The organism is Kitasatospora sp. NPDC059812, assembly GCF_042732075.1.
Classification (GTDB): domain Bacteria; phylum Actinomycetota; class Actinomycetes; order Streptomycetales; family Streptomycetaceae; genus Kitasatospora.
In genome coordinates this window covers 70166-86691 of sequence record NZ_JBHWIO010000026.1, presented here as the reverse complement: position 1 = coordinate 86691, position 16526 = coordinate 70166, and the positions used below count along the sequence as shown (strand labels likewise).

Below are 16526 nucleotides of genomic sequence, written 5' to 3'. Positions count from 1 at the left end.
GGCCGGGCTCCGCAGCCGGGTGTCACCGCCCGATGGACTCCTCGGCAGCCCCGAGTGCGGCCTCCCACGGGTAAGCCTCCGGTCTCCCCCGGCCCGGATCGTTCGGGACGAAGCCTCCTTCGCCGAGCAGCACTCGGACGCCGGAGTCACGCAGGGTGGCGACGCTCCGGGGGAACTGAGGGTGCCCGGTGAGCGCCGTGTTCGTACACGGCATCACCGACAGCGGGATTCCCTTGCCGATCGCCTCGGCCGCGAACCCTATGACCCAGGAGGTCGTGAGGCCGAGCGCCAGGCTGTTGATGCTGTTCATCGTCGCGGGAGCGAACAGAACCGCGTCGGCGGGCGGAAGCACGTCCGGCTCGCCCGGCCGACGGTACGTGGACTTCACCGGGTGGCCGGTCAGGCGGTTCAGCTTGGGAAGCTCGTCCTGGAGCCAGCTCGCCGCGGTCGGGGTGAGCCCGAGCGCGACCTCCCACCCCCTGAACTGGGCGTGGCGCACGACCTGCGCCATGTTCAGGACCGGCGGGGCGGCGGAGCCGAAGAGGTACAGGACCGGGCGCGTGGTGGACATGGCAATCATCGAACCCCGTGGGGATGGCCGGCGGCAAACCCTGCCGAATTCGATGATGCGCCTGACTACTTGGCGCTACCGTCGGACCACCGGGCCGAACTCCTCAAGGAACGCGCCATGACCGACTTCACGCCTGACACCGTAGGCAAGCGGATCAAGCAGACCCGCAAGCTCCGGCACATGACCCAGACCGGACTCGCCCTGAAGGCGCGGATCTCGGCGTCCCACATGGCTCAGATCGAGCAGGGCAAGCGGCAGGCCGGCCCGGCTGTCCTCGCCTCCATCGCCAGGGCGTTGTCCGTACCCGTCGCCAATCTCGAAGGACGCCCGTACATCGAGGAGTTGCGGCGCGACCAGCTCGACGGGCTGATCCAGCCGATCCGGGAATCCCTCGACATCTTCGACCTCGGAGCCGACCCGGACGTCGCCCCACGCCCGGTCGAAGAGCTCGTCGCGCACACCGACAGGGTGTGCTGCCTGATCCGCGCGTCGGATCTGCGGAGCGCGGCGACAGAACTGCCCGGCTTGATCACCGAGACCACGACCGCGGCGCACAGTAGCGGTGATCGACGTCTCTGGCAGGCCCTCGCCATGCAGTACCGCTCCGGCTACGACCTCGCGAGCAAGCTCGGGTTCCAGGACCTCGCGTCGATCTCCCTCGACCGCATGGGATGGGCGGCGGAGCGGGCGTCCGACGCCGTGACCGCGGCGATCAGGCAGTACAGCCGCGCGCTGGCCTACCTGCGCGCCGGCCAGTACCGGACGGGCATCCGCATTGCTGACCTTGCCCGCCAGGCGGCCGAGCAGGCCGATCCGGGCGTCGAGCGGGATGCCGTGACCGGCCAGGTACACCTTGGAATCGCGGTCCTTGCCGCCCGGAGTAGCGACACGGAGGCGGTCGACGGGAACCTCGCCACGGCCGAGAGGATCGCGGGGCGAACAGGTGAGGTGCCGGGGGTCTTCTGGTTGTCGTTCGGTCCGACCAACGTCGCGGCCCATCGGGCAAGCTGCCTGATCGATCAAGCGCTCTACCACGAGGCCTTGCAGGTCGCGCGGAGCATCGAGATCCCCGCGTCCTGGCCGGCCAGCCGCGCCGCGCACCACCACGCCGAAATCGCCCGAGCCCTCCTGTGGACCGGCAAGGGCGACGCCGCCTTCCGCCGCCTCCTCGACGCACGCCGCCTCGCCCCACAGCAGTCCCGCCACAGCCCCACCGTGCGCGAGACGATGGCCGGCCTACTCCGAGCGCAGCGGCGGCTCCCGGAGTCGATGTCCAACTTCGCCTACTGGATCGGGATGTGACGACGAACTGACACAGAGTTGTGTGAGTTCTGGACTTGCGGCGGCTCGACCTTGTTCATGACGGATTCACCGACATGACAGGAGCCTTCGCATGCCTCCCTCGCTCGGCACCAGCACATGGGCTCCGCCGGGAGCCCCCGGTTCCTCTGGCGCGGGAACAACCCGCGGGTCCCGACTACGAGTACCGGGGGGAACGGTGACCGACGGCAGCATCACGTTCGGTAGGTTCGTCTCGCTGCATCGCGCAGAGATGGGCTGGACGCAGCTGCGCCTGGCGACGGAGCTCAACCGCAGCGAGGACTGGATGTCGCAGGTCGAGCGGGACGTCCAGCAGGTCCAGGACGTGCAGCTCCTACGGCGGATGGCCTCGACCCTGGGCGTTGAGATCGACAGGCTGATGGCCTTGCCGCAGCCCGCGGCCACGAAGCCGAGACCACCACGACGCCGTGTCAGCTCGGCTACGCTGGCGACGACTTCCGGTGCCGAGGAGGACGATGTGCGACGCCGCCCGTTCCTGTCCCTGGCGGTTGCCGCCTTCGTCACCCCGGCCGCAGGTCAGCAGGTCGCGCACGCGGAGGCGGTGTCGCCGTTGTCCGGCCTGGAGGACCTGCTGCTGTACGGGCCGGGCAGGGCCCCGGCTCCCCGTCGCGAGCCGACCCTGAAGTCCGTCGCCGCTTCTCTCGTGTCCTCTCGCCAGGAGTTCAAGGCGGCCCGGTACGACATGCTCGCGCAGGCGCTGCCCGGACGGCTCGCGGCTGCCGACATGGCCGGTACGGCGGAGGAACGTGCCCGAAACGTCGCCCGGTTCTACAACATCGCCACCAGGTTGACCATCAAGATCGGTGACAACAACCTGGTGGCCGTGACCTCGGACCGCGCCCTGACGGCCGCCCGTCTGGGCGGCGATCCGCTGATCACCGCGGAAGCCCAGCGGATGGTCTCCAGCTCGTGGCGCCGCCAGGGCAGCCTGGCTCGGGCGACCGACATCGTGGTGGTAGCCGCCGAAGACCTGCTCGCCGACACCTCGGTGGCCGAGGCCGCCCGTCTGGCCACGCGCGGAGACCTGTACGCCACCGCCGCGTACACCGCGGCCAAGTCCGGAGACCGGTCCTACGCGCACGCCCTCATCCGGGAGGCCGCAGACAGCGCCGCGGCCGCAGGCCGGGCCTCCGGCCTGGTGGACGGCATCCAGGGTGTCGCCCTGCACGAGCTGTCGGTCCACTACGAGCTCGGAGACGCCGGCCGGGCGATCGAGCTGGCCAGGACGATCGACCCGAGCGCGCTGCCGACGGCCGAGCGGCAGGCCAGATTCTTCACGGACGTGGCCCGCGCGTTCGACCAGTGGGGCAAGCACGAGAACTGCTACCGGGCACTGCTCGCCGCCGAGGAGGCGGCCCCTCAGGAGATCCGTCGGGGCGCCGTCCGCGACCTCGCCGTAGGCCTTCTGCGGTACGACCGCCGGCTTCCGGGCGTTCGCGACTTCGCCGCCCGCGCAGGCGTACAAGGCATCTGATCCGTAGTCGGACTACGGCCCGTAGTCCGACTACGGATCACGGCAACGAGCCGGCAGTTCACTGGGACAGCCAACCCGTCCCTTCGCTGCGGAGGCTCTCACATGCCGACGTCCAGCACCTCGCCGTTCCCCGCCGGTCCCCGGCTCGCCGCCCCGCAGGACCGTGACCGGCTCGGCACCTTCCTGGCCGCCTCCTGGGCTGCCCTGCACCTGCCCGTGCTCGTCCTGCTGGGGTTCGCCGTCCAGCAGCAGGTCGACGCCCGGCCCGAGGCCGCGGTCGCCGCTGCCCCGGACCTGCCCATTCAGTAGGCATCTGGCTCATCACCGCCCCTCCTTCCACTCGCTCGCCCGAGAGGAGCCCCGGCCATGCACCGGCTACCCGAAGCTCCCACGATGAGTGCCGCGTTGGCGCGCATCGACTACCGCACCACCCCCGAGTACTACATCGACACCGAGCAGGTCGCCGACCCCGTCGTCGCGCGGCTGCTGAGCTGCTGTCCGACCGTCTTCGGGCTCAAGAAGGCCATCGTCGACCTGCTGGCCGGACGGTTGGACATCGAGCTGCCGGAGGGAGCCGGGGTCATCGAGCCCGGTGCCGTCGTCCGCGGCGAGGTGACCGTGGCGGCCGGCGCCGTCATCGCCGAGGGCGCGGTCGTCACCGGCCCGGTACTGGTCTGCCCCGGCTCGGTGATCGACTCCGGAGCCCGCGTCCGGGACCACACCGTCATCGGTCCCGGCTGCCGGATCGGCTGGGGCGCCGAGATCACCCGCTCGCTGCTCACCGGCGGGGTCTTCATGAAGCACACCAGCTTCGTCGGCGACTCCGTCCTCGGCCTGGGGGTCAACATCGGCGCGTTCGTGTCCACCACCGGCCTGCGCGTCACCAGCGGCCCGGTCGTCGAGCCGGCCACCGAGGAGGTCTGCGCCCATCTCGACGGCCACCGCGTCGCCACCGGCCAGACCAAGTTCGGCGCGGTCATCGGCGACGGAGTGATCGTCCCCGCCGGCACCGTGCTCCAGCCCGCCACCCTCATCGGCGCCCACTCCACGCTCTACCCCCGCACCCAGATCGGCGGATTCTTCCCCGCCGGAAGCCAGGGAAGGTGACCATGACCGCCACCACGACCCCCGACCGGCTCACCCTCCGGATCACCGGCGGCCACCCGCTGCACGGTACGACGACCGTCCAGGGCAGCAAGAACATCGCCCTGCACCTGTACGCTGCCGCGATCCTCGCCGACCAGCCGCTCACCCTCACCGGCGCCCCCGCGATCCTCGACACCGGTGTATGCGCGGAGATCCTTCACCGCACCGGCACCCGAGCCACCATCGCCGAGGGCGAGTTCGAGACCCGGCCCGCCGACTCCTACTTCCCGGTCATCCCCGACGGCCTCGGACGGTGCATCCGGACCACCGCGGTCATCGCCGCCGCCCTGCTGGCCCGCTCCGGCAAGGTCACCTTCCCACTGCCCGGCGGCGACGCCTTCTGCGCCCGGTACATCGACCTGCACCTGGCCGCCATGGAGGCCGCCGGCGCCGACGCCGAGGTCGACCGGGGCCGCGTGCGCGCCCGCTTCACCGGAACGAAGCGCCTTCCGTTCATCACCAACGTCAGCACCAAGAAGTGGGGCCCGAGCCTGGGCGCGACGGTCACCGCGATGCTGCTGGCCGCCCGCACCCCCGGCACGTCGTCCATCCTCGGGCCGAGCATCGAGCCCGAGGTCACCGTATCCGCCGACCTCCTGGCTCGCTCCGGCGTCGGCATCACCTGGCAAGGCGCGGACGCCCTGCACGTCACCGGCACCGACCACATCGCCGGCGGCGTCTTCCCGGTCCCGTCCGACCGGCTGGAGGCCGCCACACTGGCGCTCGCCGCCGCGATCACCGGCGGCACCGTCCACCTCGACGCCTTCCCGCCCTGCGGCTTCCCGCCAGGCCTGGTCTCGGTCTTCGCCGACACCGGGATCCTCCTGACCGCCGAGCGCGGCGGAACGACGGTCACCGTACCGGCCGGGCTGCATGCGACGGAGATGGCCACCGGCCCCCACCCGGGTTACCCGACCGACGTCCAGCCCCAGCTGACCGCGGTCCTCACCCAGGCCGCCGGAACGTCCCGGATCGAGGAGCGATCTACAGCCGACGCGACACCCACCTCGCCGCGCTGCGCAAGTTCGGCGCGGTCGTCAACGCGGAGGGCCAGCTGATCACCGTCGAGGGGCCCTCCGGGCTCGCCGCCGCTGACGTGGCGGGCGAGGACATCCGGGCCGCGACCGCGCTCGTGCTCGCCGCGCTGGCGGCCGAGGGCACCTCTACGATCCGGGGCATGTACCACCTCCGGCGCGGCTACGGCGACCTGCTGCCCAAACTCGCCGCGCTCGGTGCCAGCCTGACGATCGACCAGGAGATGCCGTGACCAGCACCAAGCCGTTGAGCCCCGACACCGTCGCCGAGCTGCAGCAGTGCCTCGACCTGCTGGTCGACGACGGCGCCCTGCCCGGCGGCGTCCTCGCCCACGGCGCCCGGAACGGCCGGCCCGCGTTCGTCTCCTCCGGCGTCATCGCGCCCGAGTGCGGGAACGCCGGGCCCGGCCCGGGCACGCTCTACGACGCCGCGTCGCTGACCAAGGTGTTGGCCACCTGGCCGCTGATCGGACTCACCGACGGCATCACAGCCGAGACACCGGTGCGGCACCTGCTGCCCGACCTGCCGGACCAGGTGCCCAGCGCGAACGTCACGGTCGGGCAGATCCTCGCGCACACCTCCGGCCTGCAGCCCGAGACCCGCCTCGACCAGTACCGGGGCCGCACCGAACCCCTCGCGGAGCTGATCTGCGGCGAACCGCTGATCGCCGAACCCGGCGCCGGCCACCGGTACATCAACCGCGGGTTCATCCTCCTCGGCCTCGCGCTCGCCCACCTCCACGGCCGCCGCCTGGACGAGCTCGCCGCCGACCTCTGGCAGTCCCTCGGCATGACCCACACCGCCTACGGACCCGTCAGCCGCTCCGCCGACGTCGCCCCGACCGAGCAGCGCCTCCCCGGCGGCCCGCGGCTGTGGGGCATCCCGCACGACGACAACGCCACCCTGCTCGGCGGCGTCGCCGGCCACGCCGGCGTCTTCACCACCCCGGCCGACCTGGCCACCTTCGCCGACCGGCTCCTCACCGCGTACACCTCCAGCCACGGACTGGGTGCCTGGCTCCGCACCAGCATGGAACCGAAGGCCGAGATCGAGCCCGGGCTCCACCGCGGCCTGGCCTGGATCCTCGCCGACGACGGCCGGGTCGCCTACCACCACGGCTTCACCGGCACCAGCCTCTACCTCGCCCCGGACACCGGCCGCTACCTGGCCATCTGCACCAACGCCGTCTACCACCACCAGAACAACCGCACCCGGCTCGCCCCGCTCCGCAACCTCGCGCTCAAGGCCGTCGCCGCCGACTGAGAGGACCCTGCCGTGCCCCAGGCCACGCTCGCGTCGCTGACCACCCTCCGGCTCGGCGGGCCCGCCGGCGCCGTGCTCAACCTGTCCGACCCCGCGGACTGGCTCGACGCCGCCCGTGCGATCAGCGCCCAGGAGCAGAACGGTCCCGTCGTCCTGGGGCACGGCAGCAACGTGATCGCGGCGGATGCCGGCCACCCCGGCACCGTCGTGGTCATGAACACCCGCGGCATCACCGCCAAGAAGCTCGACGACACCACGGTGGCCGTCACCGTCCAGGCCGGCCACCCGCTCACCGACCTCGTCCATTGGGCCGCTGCCGAACGGCTTGCCGGCATCGAGTGCCTGGCCGGGATCCCGGGCACCGTCGGCGCCGCGCCGGTCCAGAACGCCGGCGCATACGGCCAGCAGATCGCAGACTCCCTCCACAGCGTCACGGTCTGGGACTGGGGCATGGGCTGCCTGCGGACCTTCCCGGCCCAGTCCTGCCGCCTGCGCTACCGCAGCAGCCGCTTCAAGCGAACCCCCGGCCGCTGGACCATCCTCGCCGCCTCGCTCCACCTGACCCACACGCCGGCGGCCCCGATCACCTACCAGCCGCTCGCGGACGAGCTCGGCGTGCCCGTCGGCGCGCGCCCGACCGTTCCGGAGGTCACCGCGGCCGTACTCGCCAACCGCCGTCGGCGCGGCCTCCTCCTCGACCCGAGCGACCAGGACTCCCGGCAGGTCGGATCCGTCTTCCTCAACCCTCGAATCACCACCGCCCAGGCCACGCGCTGGTCCGACCGCGGCTGCCCGGTCCACCAGGACAGCGATGGCGGCCTCCGAGCCAGCGCCGGGTGGCTCCTGGAGCATGTCGGCTGCCGGCCCGGCCAAGCCGTCGCCGACGGCGTGCGCTGCTCGGAACGCCGGACCCTCACGGTCACCGCTCAAGGAGAGGCCACAGCGGCAGCGTTCGTCCGGGCGCTCGCTGACCTCACCGCCCAGGTCGCAGCTGCAACCGGAATCATCCTCCAGCCCGAGCCGACGCGCGTCGGCCAGTGGGTCACCGGCCCCTGATCTCCCGCTGGCCTCAGCTACTTGCCACCTCCGCCACACGCCGGTCGATCAAGGTGGCTGGGCTGGCCGAGCGCACATTGCCGAACAGCTCTTGGCCCGCGAAATGAGGCAGTGCGATCCTCCACCGAGGGCTGGAATCTGATCAGCAGGCTTACCGTCAGCTACATCGTCCGAGTGTCCCAGTTGACCGAGGTCGCAGGCCGGATTGCTGCCCATCGGGGTGAAGGATCGACGAACAGGCTTTAGGCCTACAGCCTTTCGCTGACCTTCTTCACGACTGAGGAGTTGTCCCCCGGCTACGGGAAGTGCGCAGGGCGCTCACCCCGTGGCCGTGGAGGCGGGGTGAGCGCCGTGGCGAGTCCGGACGTCGCCGTTCGTCAGACCAGCGTGACCGGAAGGTCGTCGTGTGCGGTCCGTTCGCCCCTGGGTACGGCCAGCAGGGTGATCAGCACGCCGAGCACGGCGAAGCCCGCTCCGACGGCGAACGCGAGCCGGAAGCCCTCCGTCATCGCGTCGGCCATGGCCGGGCCGCCGGCCTGCTTGCCCTCAAGGAGCTCCCTGATACGGGCGTTGGCCACCGAGGAGAGCACGGCGAGCCCGAGCGCGCCGCCGATCTGCTGGGTGGTGTTGATGAGCCCGGAGGCGAGGCCCGACTCCTGCGGTGTCACACCGGAGACGGCGACGATGGTCACGGGCACGAACGAGAACCCGAGCCCGAGCGCCGCGACCACCGAGGGCAGGAGCACGTCCCCGGCGAACGTGCCGTCGGCGGGGATGCGGGTGAACAGCAGGAGGCCCACCGCGGTGAGCGCCAGACCGCAGGCGAGGACGGGCCTGGGCCCGACCTTGGTCACCAGCTGGGAGGCGGCGCCGGCGGCGACGATGCTCGCCACCGAGAAGGGCAGGTAGGACAGTCCGGCCTCCAGTGCGGAGAAGCCGAGCACCTGCTGGAGGTAGAGGGAGATGAAGAAGAACATCGACAGCAGCGCGGCGCCCACCAGCAGGGACACCGCGTTGGCGCTGGAGAGGTTGCGGTTGCGGAAGATCCGCAACGGCATCACCGGGTGCTTGACGAGGCGCAGTTCGACCAGGGCGAAGACCAGCAGCAGGACGGCCGCGAGGCCCAGTAGCCCGATGGTCCTGGCCGAGCCCCAGCCCGCCCGCTCGGCGTCCACGAGCGCGTAGACCAGCACGCTGAGACCGCCGGTGACCAGTGCGGCGCCGGCGAAGTCGATGCCGGTGCGTTCGTGGCCGCGGCTCTCGCGGACGAACCTCGGTGTGAGGACGGCGGCGACGACGCAGATCGGCACGTTGACGAACATCACCCACTCCCAGCCCGCCCACTGGGTGAGCACACCGCCGAGCAGCACGCCGATGGCCCCGCCTGCTCCGGCGAGCGCGCCCCAGATGCCGAGGGCCTTGTTGCGTTCGGCGCCTTCGGTGAAGGTCGTGGTGACGATGGACAGGGCGGCTGGCGCGATGATCGCGGCGCCGAGGCCCTGCCCGACCCGCGCGGCGATCAGCAGGCCCGCGGTCGGGGCGAGACCGCCGAGCAGCGACGTGGCGGCGAACAGGCCGAGTCCGGTCATGAACACCCGCCGCCGTCCGAGCAGATCGGCGGTCCGGCCGCCGAGCAGCAGGAAGCCGCCGAAGGCGAGTGCGTAGGCGTTGACGATCCACTGGACGTCGGAGTCGGCGAAGTGCAGGTCCCGCTGGATCGAGGGCAGCGCGACGTTCACGATCGAGGCGTCGAGCACCACCGTCAACTGGGCGACGGCCAGGACGACGAGCGCCTTCCAGCGGAGCGGATCCGGGGAGGGGGTCGAGGTCGAGGTCGATAAGGAGGAAGTGGGAGGCATGGCCATGGGAGGGATACGCTCCTGTGGGTTAAAGTGGTAACCGGAATCGGACTCACGGTTCCGGATGGCGACGATACGGAGGCGCGGTTCCCCTTGTCAAACACCCCTTCCCCTCCCCCTTCCCGCTCCAGCACACCCACCGGCGGCAAGCTGCGCTCCGACGCCGCCCGCAACCGGCTCAAGGTGCTCGACGCCGCCCGAGCCGCCTTCTCCGAGTCCGGCCGGGACGCCCAGATGGGCGACATCGCCCGCAGGGCCGGGGTGGGCGTCGGGACGGTGTACCGCCACTTCCCCACCAAGGAATCGCTGGCTGAAGCGATCGTGGAACACCGGTTCCAGCAGACCCTGGACTTCCTCAGGAACGAGGTGCTCCCCGACCCCGACCCCTGGCACGGCCTCGCCCGCTCCCTGGAGTTCTGCGGAATCATGCAGGAACAGGACCGGGGCTACGCGGAGACGGTCACCGCGATGGTCGGCGGCAGCACGTTCGACGCGGCGGCGATCGCCGAACTCAACGAGCTCACCGACAAGGTGCTCAAGCGCGCCCAGGCCGAGGGCTCGGTGCGAGAGGACCTGACCGTCGCTGACGTGTCACCGCTCTACATCGGCCTCTGCCACGTCGTACAGGCCGGGGTCACCGACTGGCGCCGCTACCTGGGCATCATCCTCGACGGGCTGCGCCCGCGGCGGTGCGCGGACTGCTCCCGCGACTGACACCGTCCATCGCCCGCCGCCGGGGGGCGAATCAGGAAATCCGCCGGCAAACCCCCCACCTCCCCAACTCCCTCGGCAAGAACTCCCCCCAAAGGTGAACCCGATGGAGACCCGGCCGCGTGTCTACGTCTGTAGGGCGACTGCAGAGTGGCCTTACATTCGCTCAGCCACCTGGTAACGAAAGGGAGACCCAAAGATGAAGATCCTGTTCGCCATCCGTGACGCGTCCTTCGCCAAGAAGAGCCTGAAGGCCAGCGCTTGGTACATCTGGTACTAAGCCGGCTGATCGGTACCTCCGGTACCTGAACAGCTGATCCGCCCCCGCCCCTGCCCCCCCTCGCGGCCTCCGCCGGGAGATCGGGCCCGGGGCGGGGGCGGAGACCGGTCCCGGCAAAGTCTCGGAGACATCACATGGCCCTCTCCCCCGCCTCCGCCCGTTCGCGAACCACCGTGCTCTCCCCCCGACTTGAGGCCCTGCTCAAGGACCATCTGGGCAAGGACGCCGTCCGGCTCGAACCCGACACGATCGGGGTCGCCGGGCCCGAGCTCACCGACCGGATCCTCGCCGCCCGGCGCGCCACCGAGATCGAACGGCCCACCTTCAAACCGCTGCACGGACGTTCGATCACCCGCACCGAGGCATCCTCGGTGACGCGGACGATCGGCAGCGACGTGCGCGAGGCACTGAAGGCTCCGCTGCCGCCGAACATCGACCTGTCCGGTCCGTGGCCGCTCACCGGACACCTCTTCCTGCGCGACCTCATCCTCGGCCGGGACCCGCGCCGACTGCGGATCCTGATGAGCCGCAACCTCGAACTGACGCCCCTGCTCACCTGGTTGGTGATCTCGGCCGGCGCCGCACTGCCCGGCAGGCCCAAGCCCGGCGACGACCTCACCGAACTCGGCAAGCTCACCGCGAAGGCGACCAACTACCAGGACCGCCGGTACGCGCTCGGCATGTACCGCCGAGCCGCCGCACCGGTCTGCTTCACCATCTCCACCCTGGTCGCGAACGCGCTCTGGCTCGGCGCGCCGTTCGACGACAGCACGCCGAACCGGAACATCATCTTCGAGTCGCTGCGCCTGCTGCCGCCGTCCTGGAACATCCTGCGCCGCGCCTCGCCCGAGTACCCCGCGATCGACCCGCGGATCGGCGCCGGCGACGACGTCCTCGTCCTGCCGCTGCTCTCGCACCGCGACCCGGCCCTGTGGGAGGACCCGCACGAGTTCCGCCCGGAGCGCTGGGACCACCTCGACCCGGACAACACTCCCGGCTACCTGCCGTTCGGGCACACCTCCGAACGCTGCTGGGGCCGGCACATGGTGATGCCGCTCGCCGAACTGCTGCTGGACCAGATCCGTACGGCCGGCCTGGTCGTCGACCCCGAGCAGCGGACCGCCAAGGTGCCGCTCCTCGGCCTGCTCGGCGTCAGCGAGGTCCGCGTCCTGAAGCCACGGGATGCACACTGATCACATGCACGATGATCATATACAGGCCGACCACAGCGGGGCCGAACACAGGACCGCCGAACCGGAGTTCGCCGACGGCCAGTTCTACGCCGACCCGCACGCCGCGTACCGCCGCTGGCGCACCGAGGGCGGCGCCCGCAAGGTCCGGTTCGGCGGCGCGGCCGGACTCGAAGGCTGGGTCGTCACCGGCCACGCCGAGTGCCGGGCCGCCCTCACCGACCCCCGGCTGAGCAAGAAGGCCGTCACCGAGGCGTTCGCCCGACACGTCGGGAACTCCGAGGGCGGCCCGGGCCGCGACCTGATGACGCACATGCTCAACTCCGACCCCCCGGAGCACACCCGACTGCGCAAGCTGGTCCAACAGGCCTACACCGGGCGGCAGGTGGCGACCCTGCGACCGATGGTCGAGCGCCACGTCAACGCACTGCTCGACCAGCTCGACGGGCCCGACCCGGTCGAGCTGATCAGCGAGTTCGCACTGCCGCTGCCACTCGCGGTCGTCTTCGAACTGTTCGGCGCGCCGCAGGCCGAACGGGAGAACCTCCAAGTCCGGGGCAACGCCGTCGATGCCGACCCGGAGGACGACGGCGAGGCGGACGGCGCAGCAGACGGCGGAGCAGACGGCGAAGTCTCGGTGGAGACCGCCGAAGGCATGGCGGACTACCTGCGCGCCCTGGTCGACCACAAGCGCACCCACCCGGGCGACGACCTGATCTCCGAACTCCTCGCCGCCCAGGCGGACGGCGACCGGCTGACCGAGGCCGAGATCACCTCGATGGCGTTCCTGCTCGCGATCGCCGGCCACCAGAGCACCGTCAACCTGATCACCAACGGCATCCACGCGCTGCTCCGCCACCCCGGGCAACTCGCGGCGCTACGCGCGGATCCGGCGCTGCTTCCCGGCGCGATCGAGGAAGTCCTGCGCTACGAGAGCCCGTTCAGCATCGCCTCGCTGCGCCGCACGACCGAGCCGGTGACCATCGCGGGCACCACGATCCCGGCCGGCGAGTTCGTCCAGATCGCCCTGCTCGCCGCCAACCGCGACCCGGCCGTCTTCACCGACCCCGACCGCTTCGACATCACCCGCCCGGACGCCACCCGACACCTCGCATTCGGCCACGGCATCCACCACTGCCTCGGCGCCCAACTGGGCCGCCTCCAGGCCGAGGTCGCATTCACCGAACTGCTGCGCCGCTTCCCCGCCCTACGCCTGGCCGAACCGGCCGAACCCGCGCAGTGGCAGGAGAACCCGAGGCACCGCGGGCTGCTCAACCTGCGAGTGCTGCTGCACTGACGCCCGCCGGCCCCCACCCGCCCAAGGCCGGTGGGGGCCGAGCACATCACCTGCTCGGTCCGGGCCCGCCCATCCGACGCACCCCGTCGAGAACCAACTCCACACACCAGAACGGTCTCCACCGCGGTAAGTGGCAACTCCCCCCGGACAGCCGTGCTCCCACGCGCCGCTTCCAGGACTCACTGCGGCGGCGCTGAAGCTCTACGACCTTCCCCATGCCCGGGGCCAACTACCCGCAAGGCCGGCAACACTCCGCGGCAACCGGCGACCAGCCCCCGCCCCACTTCGCTTCGCCCAGCAGCGCCCACCGCGCACCTGTCCCACATGAACACCACCCGGCGGACAGCCTCCTCAGCCTCGATCCCGCACAACCAGCCGAACACACGCGGCCCCCTACCTGCACCGCCCACAAGAGCACCCAGACGCCACCGCGTCACCGGCGGCAGTCGGCGGCCCCGAACAATCTCTGCTACCGCCCCCAGCATGTACGACAGCAACAGACTGACCCTCAACCAGCCCCTAACCTCGAACGGCTACCACTGCCAACGGTCCTCAACCTCCACGTGCAGGTACGCTTCGAGAACTCAGGCCACGACACCGACAACCAGCCTTGGGGTAAGGAGAGATGGCAACAACACATCGACTGTTCGACGGAGCCTCCACCAATCGAACTGAACCAATCAAGCCCCTCGGCCGCTAATCACCCCAGGTCAAAAAGCATCGGCCCCGCACCCGCGGGGATTGCTCCGCCTTCTCCGTCCGCATCTGCTGTGATCTCCCATCGGCCCCGCACCCGCGGGGATTGCTCCGTCAAATCCCCGTGGGTGACGATCGCCCACCAATCGGCCCCGCACCCGCGGGGATTGCTCGTGCTGGCCGGGGCCGGGGTGCTCCGGTGGGACATCGGACCCGCACCCGCGGGGATTGCTCCGTGGTTGCCGCCAGCGCAGCGTGGTCCTCCTGATCGGCCCCGCACCCGCGGGGATTGCTCCAGGTAGCCCATGCCCGCCGTGCTCTCGCCGTCATCGGCCCCGCGCTCGCGGGGATTGCTCCGCGATCGGGACCTGGCTCGCCGGTCTTCGGGCGTTGGCCCCGCACACGCGGGGATTGCTCCACGCGAATCGCCCGCGCGCTGTCGGCCCCGCGCTCGCGGGGATCGCTCACCCACTCGTCCTCGTACACCGCGGCCGGGTAGGTCGGCCCCGCGCTCGCGGGGATCGCTCTCAGGGTTACTGGTCGGGAACGCTTTCCGCATCGTCGGCCCTGCGCTCGCGGGGATCGCTCCGTGGGTCAGCCGGCCCTGGACCGGGACAAGTTGTCGGCCCCGCGCTCGCGGGGGGTTACTCTCAGTTCAGGGCACCGAGGACATCGTCCTGGAGATCGGCCCCCCGCTTGCGGGGATTGCTCTGTCCACCGTCACCGGTCACCACGCCACCCTCTATCGGCCCCACAATCTTGGGAATTGCTCCAAGCTGCTGGAGACCCGGGCCGACCGCCTGACGTCGGCCCCGCGCTCGCGGGAGTTACTCTCCGAACAAGGCCAAGGGGACGGCTTGGGAGAGCTCGGCCCCGCGCTCGCGGGGATTGCTCCCGGTGGAAGTCCGCTTCGTGGTCGTCAGCGTGGTCGGCCCTGCACACGCGGGGATTGCTCCAGCGTTCCGCAGCGGTGCCAGCCGTACGCCTTGTCGGCCCCGCGCTCGCGGGGATTACTCCAAGGGCTGCCACCGGATACACAACCGCTTCATGTCGGCTCCGCGCTCGCGGGGATGGTTCAGGGGACCAGCCCGTCGCACCATTGACCACCGGGAGTTGGTCTCGTCGAGGGTGCGAGCAAGGCGGACACGAGCCTGCCAGGGCCGGTCGAAGACGGTGTCCAACCGCCTTCGACCGGCACACGGGCCCGCGCCACTGGCAACTCACCACGGTGCTGCCCGACGCCCGCCGCCACACCGTCGAGTTCGCCGAACCGTCTACCAACGCCCCGCAATCGTCACCTGCACCACCGACCGGAACGGCCTCCAGGACAGCGGACAACACCCCAGAACGCGGCACCGGGACGACGAGCGGCAAGCTGGCGGGCGGGAGGCTGCCGACGGACCTGCCGCTCGGCACCGCACCTCGACCCGAGCGAGAGCATCCAGACCCCCCGGCGTCACCGGCGGCAGGAAGCGATCCCAAACGACCTCCGCCACCACCACGGCACACAGCATTTGCGACAACAGCGCGTCACCCCCGCCCACCCAGCCACCTCCTGACCTCTGGCGGATACCAACGCCAACCGCCCCCAAACATCGCCCCAGACCTTCCCGCACGAGTACGCTTCGGGAGCGCGAGACACCGCTGACAACTCTCCCCACGTGCGCGAAGAAGCATGAACTCCTTCACAGACCGCCTACCTAATCGAACTGAATCAACTGACGGCACCTGACACGAATCACCGCAGGTCAGGAAGTATCGGCCCCGCGCTCGCGGGGATTGCTCCTCTGATGGATCCGGAAATCGGCGAAAGCCACTATCGGCCCCGCGCTCGCGGGGATTGCTCCGCCATCCAGCGCGGTGGAGGCCCGCTCACCGCATCGGCCCCGCGCTCGCGGGGATTGCTCCGTGGTCGGTGGCGACTACGTGGCGGGTGACCGATCGGCCCCGCGCTCGCGGGGATTGCTCCGGCGAGCGGCTGGATCCGCAGCGGGAGGTTCGATCGGCCCCGCGCTCGCGGGGATTGCTCCTCTGCTCTCTGTGTTCCTAGACGGGCCGTCGGATCGGCCCCGCGCTCGCGGGGATTGCTCCCCTCCGAGCTTGCGCAGCCGCTCCCGCTCTGCATCGGCCCCGCGCTCGCGGGGATTGCTCCTGCGCCTGGGTGTCAGCCCCGGGCACGTGAAGATCGGCCCCGCGCTCGCGGGGATTGCTCCCGTCGAAGGACTGCTCGGTGACGTACTGGTAGATCGGCCCCGCGCTCGCGGGGATTGCTCCGTCTCAGCGATCAACCCCACCAGCATGGTGACATCGGCCCCGCGCTCGCGGGGATTGCTCCCCGCCGCGCTGAAAGGCCCGGACGACAAGTTCATCGGCCCCGCGCTCGCGGGGATTGCTCGCAAGCTCAGCCGGGGTGAGGTCGAACAGGCTCATCGGCCCCGCGCTCGCGGGGATTGCTCCGCGCAGCCTTGGCCATCGCTCGGGTTTGCGCTATCGGCCCCGCGCTCGCGGGGATTGCTCCGCCGCGGTCGAGGTCGGACACGGTGCACTGCCGTCGGCCCCGCGCTCGCGGGGATTGCTCTGCTCACCCCGCAGCCGCCGGTCTGCTCG

12 protein-coding genes, 1 pseudogene and 1 CRISPR repeat array are annotated in these 16526 nt (G+C 70.9%); of the genes and pseudogenes, 11 read left to right on the top strand and 2 right to left on the bottom strand.

Features of this window, described 5'->3' with window-relative positions:
- Window positions 1-22 precede the first annotated feature (22 nt).
- Complete coding sequence (locus ACFV6D_RS15975; protein WP_380491403.1) at window positions 23-571, bottom strand: flavoprotein; 549 nt, start codon at window positions 569-571, stop codon at window positions 23-25.
- A 117-nt stretch (window positions 572-688) separates the two neighbouring features.
- Here ACFV6D_RS15975 and ACFV6D_RS15970 point away from each other — a divergent pair, with 117 nt between their 5' ends.
- The 7 genes and pseudogenes from ACFV6D_RS15970 to ACFV6D_RS15940 all read left to right on the top strand — a co-directional run bounded on the left by ACFV6D_RS15970 (window position 689) and on the right by ACFV6D_RS15940 (window position 7886).
- On the top strand, window positions 689-1873 hold the full coding sequence (locus ACFV6D_RS15970) for a helix-turn-helix domain-containing protein (protein WP_380560168.1): 1185 nt from the start codon (window positions 689-691) through the stop codon (window positions 1871-1873).
- Between the two features lie 91 nt (window positions 1874-1964).
- Window positions 1965-3386, top strand: a complete 1422-nt coding sequence (locus tag ACFV6D_RS15965; RefSeq protein ID WP_380560166.1) for a helix-turn-helix domain-containing protein — start codon at window positions 1965-1967, stop codon at window positions 3384-3386.
- Between the two features lie 102 nt (window positions 3387-3488).
- The gene (locus ACFV6D_RS15960) at window positions 3489-3695 is read left to right on the top strand and encodes a hypothetical protein (RefSeq protein WP_380374294.1); all 207 of its coding nucleotides are present in this window, start codon (window positions 3489-3491) and stop codon (window positions 3693-3695) included.
- Between the two features lie 84 nt (window positions 3696-3779).
- A complete protein-coding gene (locus ACFV6D_RS15955) occupies window positions 3780-4493 on the top strand; it encodes a hypothetical protein (protein WP_380560163.1) in 714 nt (237 codons plus the stop codon).
- Window positions 4494-4495: 2 nt separating this feature from the next.
- A pseudogene (locus ACFV6D_RS15950) lies at window positions 4496-5694 on the top strand (hypothetical protein); the annotation flags it as partial.
- Between the two features lie 101 nt (window positions 5695-5795).
- Window positions 5796-6830 (top strand): serine hydrolase domain-containing protein, encoded by a 1035-nt coding sequence (locus tag ACFV6D_RS15945; RefSeq protein WP_380560162.1) that lies wholly within the window; start codon window positions 5796-5798, stop codon window positions 6828-6830.
- 12 nt (window positions 6831-6842) lie between these two features.
- On the top strand, window positions 6843-7886 hold the full coding sequence (locus ACFV6D_RS15940) for a UDP-N-acetylmuramate dehydrogenase (protein WP_079135385.1): 1044 nt from the start codon (window positions 6843-6845) through the stop codon (window positions 7884-7886).
- Between the two features lie 377 nt (window positions 7887-8263).
- On the opposite strand, the gene ACFV6D_RS15935 is transcribed toward ACFV6D_RS15940, so the two are convergent.
- Window positions 8264-9745 (bottom strand): MFS transporter, encoded by a 1482-nt coding sequence (locus ACFV6D_RS15935; protein WP_380560160.1) that lies wholly within the window; start codon window positions 9743-9745, stop codon window positions 8264-8266.
- A gap of 93 nt (window positions 9746-9838) precedes the next feature.
- On the opposite strand from ACFV6D_RS15935, the gene ACFV6D_RS15930 reads away from it, so the two are divergent.
- From ACFV6D_RS15930 to ACFV6D_RS15915, 4 genes are all read left to right on the top strand, one after another.
- A complete protein-coding gene (locus tag ACFV6D_RS15930; protein ID WP_063346306.1) occupies window positions 9839-10459 on the top strand; it encodes a TetR/AcrR family transcriptional regulator in 621 nt (206 codons plus the stop codon).
- Between the two features lie 196 nt (window positions 10460-10655).
- The gene (locus ACFV6D_RS15925) at window positions 10656-10736 is read left to right on the top strand and encodes a tryptorubin family RiPP precursor (protein WP_224285092.1); all 81 of its coding nucleotides are present in this window, start codon (window positions 10656-10658) and stop codon (window positions 10734-10736) included.
- 134 nt (window positions 10737-10870) lie between these two features.
- A complete protein-coding gene (locus ACFV6D_RS15920; protein WP_380560159.1) occupies window positions 10871-11929 on the top strand; it encodes a cytochrome P450 in 1059 nt (352 codons plus the stop codon).
- 4 nt (window positions 11930-11933) lie between these two features.
- Window positions 11934-13223 carry a cytochrome P450 gene (locus ACFV6D_RS15915; protein ID WP_380560157.1) on the top strand — a complete coding sequence of 430 codons (1290 nt, stop codon included), beginning with the start codon at window positions 11934-11936 and terminating at the stop codon, window positions 13221-13223.
- A 2453-nt stretch (window positions 13224-15676) separates the two neighbouring features.
- Window positions 15677-16498: direct repeats of the CRISPR family, unit length 29 nt; unit sequence ATCGGCCCCGCGCTCGCGGGGATTGCTCC.
- Window positions 16499-16526: the final 28 nt, after the last annotated feature.

Excerpts from the sequence above, each read along its gene's own strand:
- ACFV6D_RS15975 (WP_380491403.1), bottom strand. The coding sequence starts at position 571 with ATGTCCACCACGCGCCCGGTCCTGTACCTCTTCGGCTCCGCCGCCCCG.
- ACFV6D_RS15925 (WP_224285092.1), top strand. The coding sequence starts at position 10,656 with ATGAAGATCCTGTTCGCCATCCGTGACGCGTCCTTCGCCAAGAAGAGC.
- ACFV6D_RS15935 (WP_380560160.1), bottom strand. The coding sequence starts at position 9,745 with ATGCCTCCCACTTCCTCCTTATCGACCTCGACCTCGACCCCCTCCCCG.
- ACFV6D_RS15970 (WP_380560168.1), top strand. The coding sequence starts at position 689 with ATGACCGACTTCACGCCTGACACCGTAGGCAAGCGGATCAAGCAGACC.
- ACFV6D_RS15965 (WP_380560166.1), top strand. The coding sequence starts at position 1,965 with ATGCCTCCCTCGCTCGGCACCAGCACATGGGCTCCGCCGGGAGCCCCC.
- ACFV6D_RS15915 (WP_380560157.1), top strand. The coding sequence starts at position 11,934 with ATGCACGATGATCATATACAGGCCGACCACAGCGGGGCCGAACACAGG.
- ACFV6D_RS15920 (WP_380560159.1), top strand. The coding sequence starts at position 10,871 with ATGGCCCTCTCCCCCGCCTCCGCCCGTTCGCGAACCACCGTGCTCTCC.
- ACFV6D_RS15960 (WP_380374294.1), top strand. The coding sequence starts at position 3,489 with ATGCCGACGTCCAGCACCTCGCCGTTCCCCGCCGGTCCCCGGCTCGCC.
- ACFV6D_RS15955 (WP_380560163.1), top strand. The coding sequence starts at position 3,780 with ATGAGTGCCGCGTTGGCGCGCATCGACTACCGCACCACCCCCGAGTAC.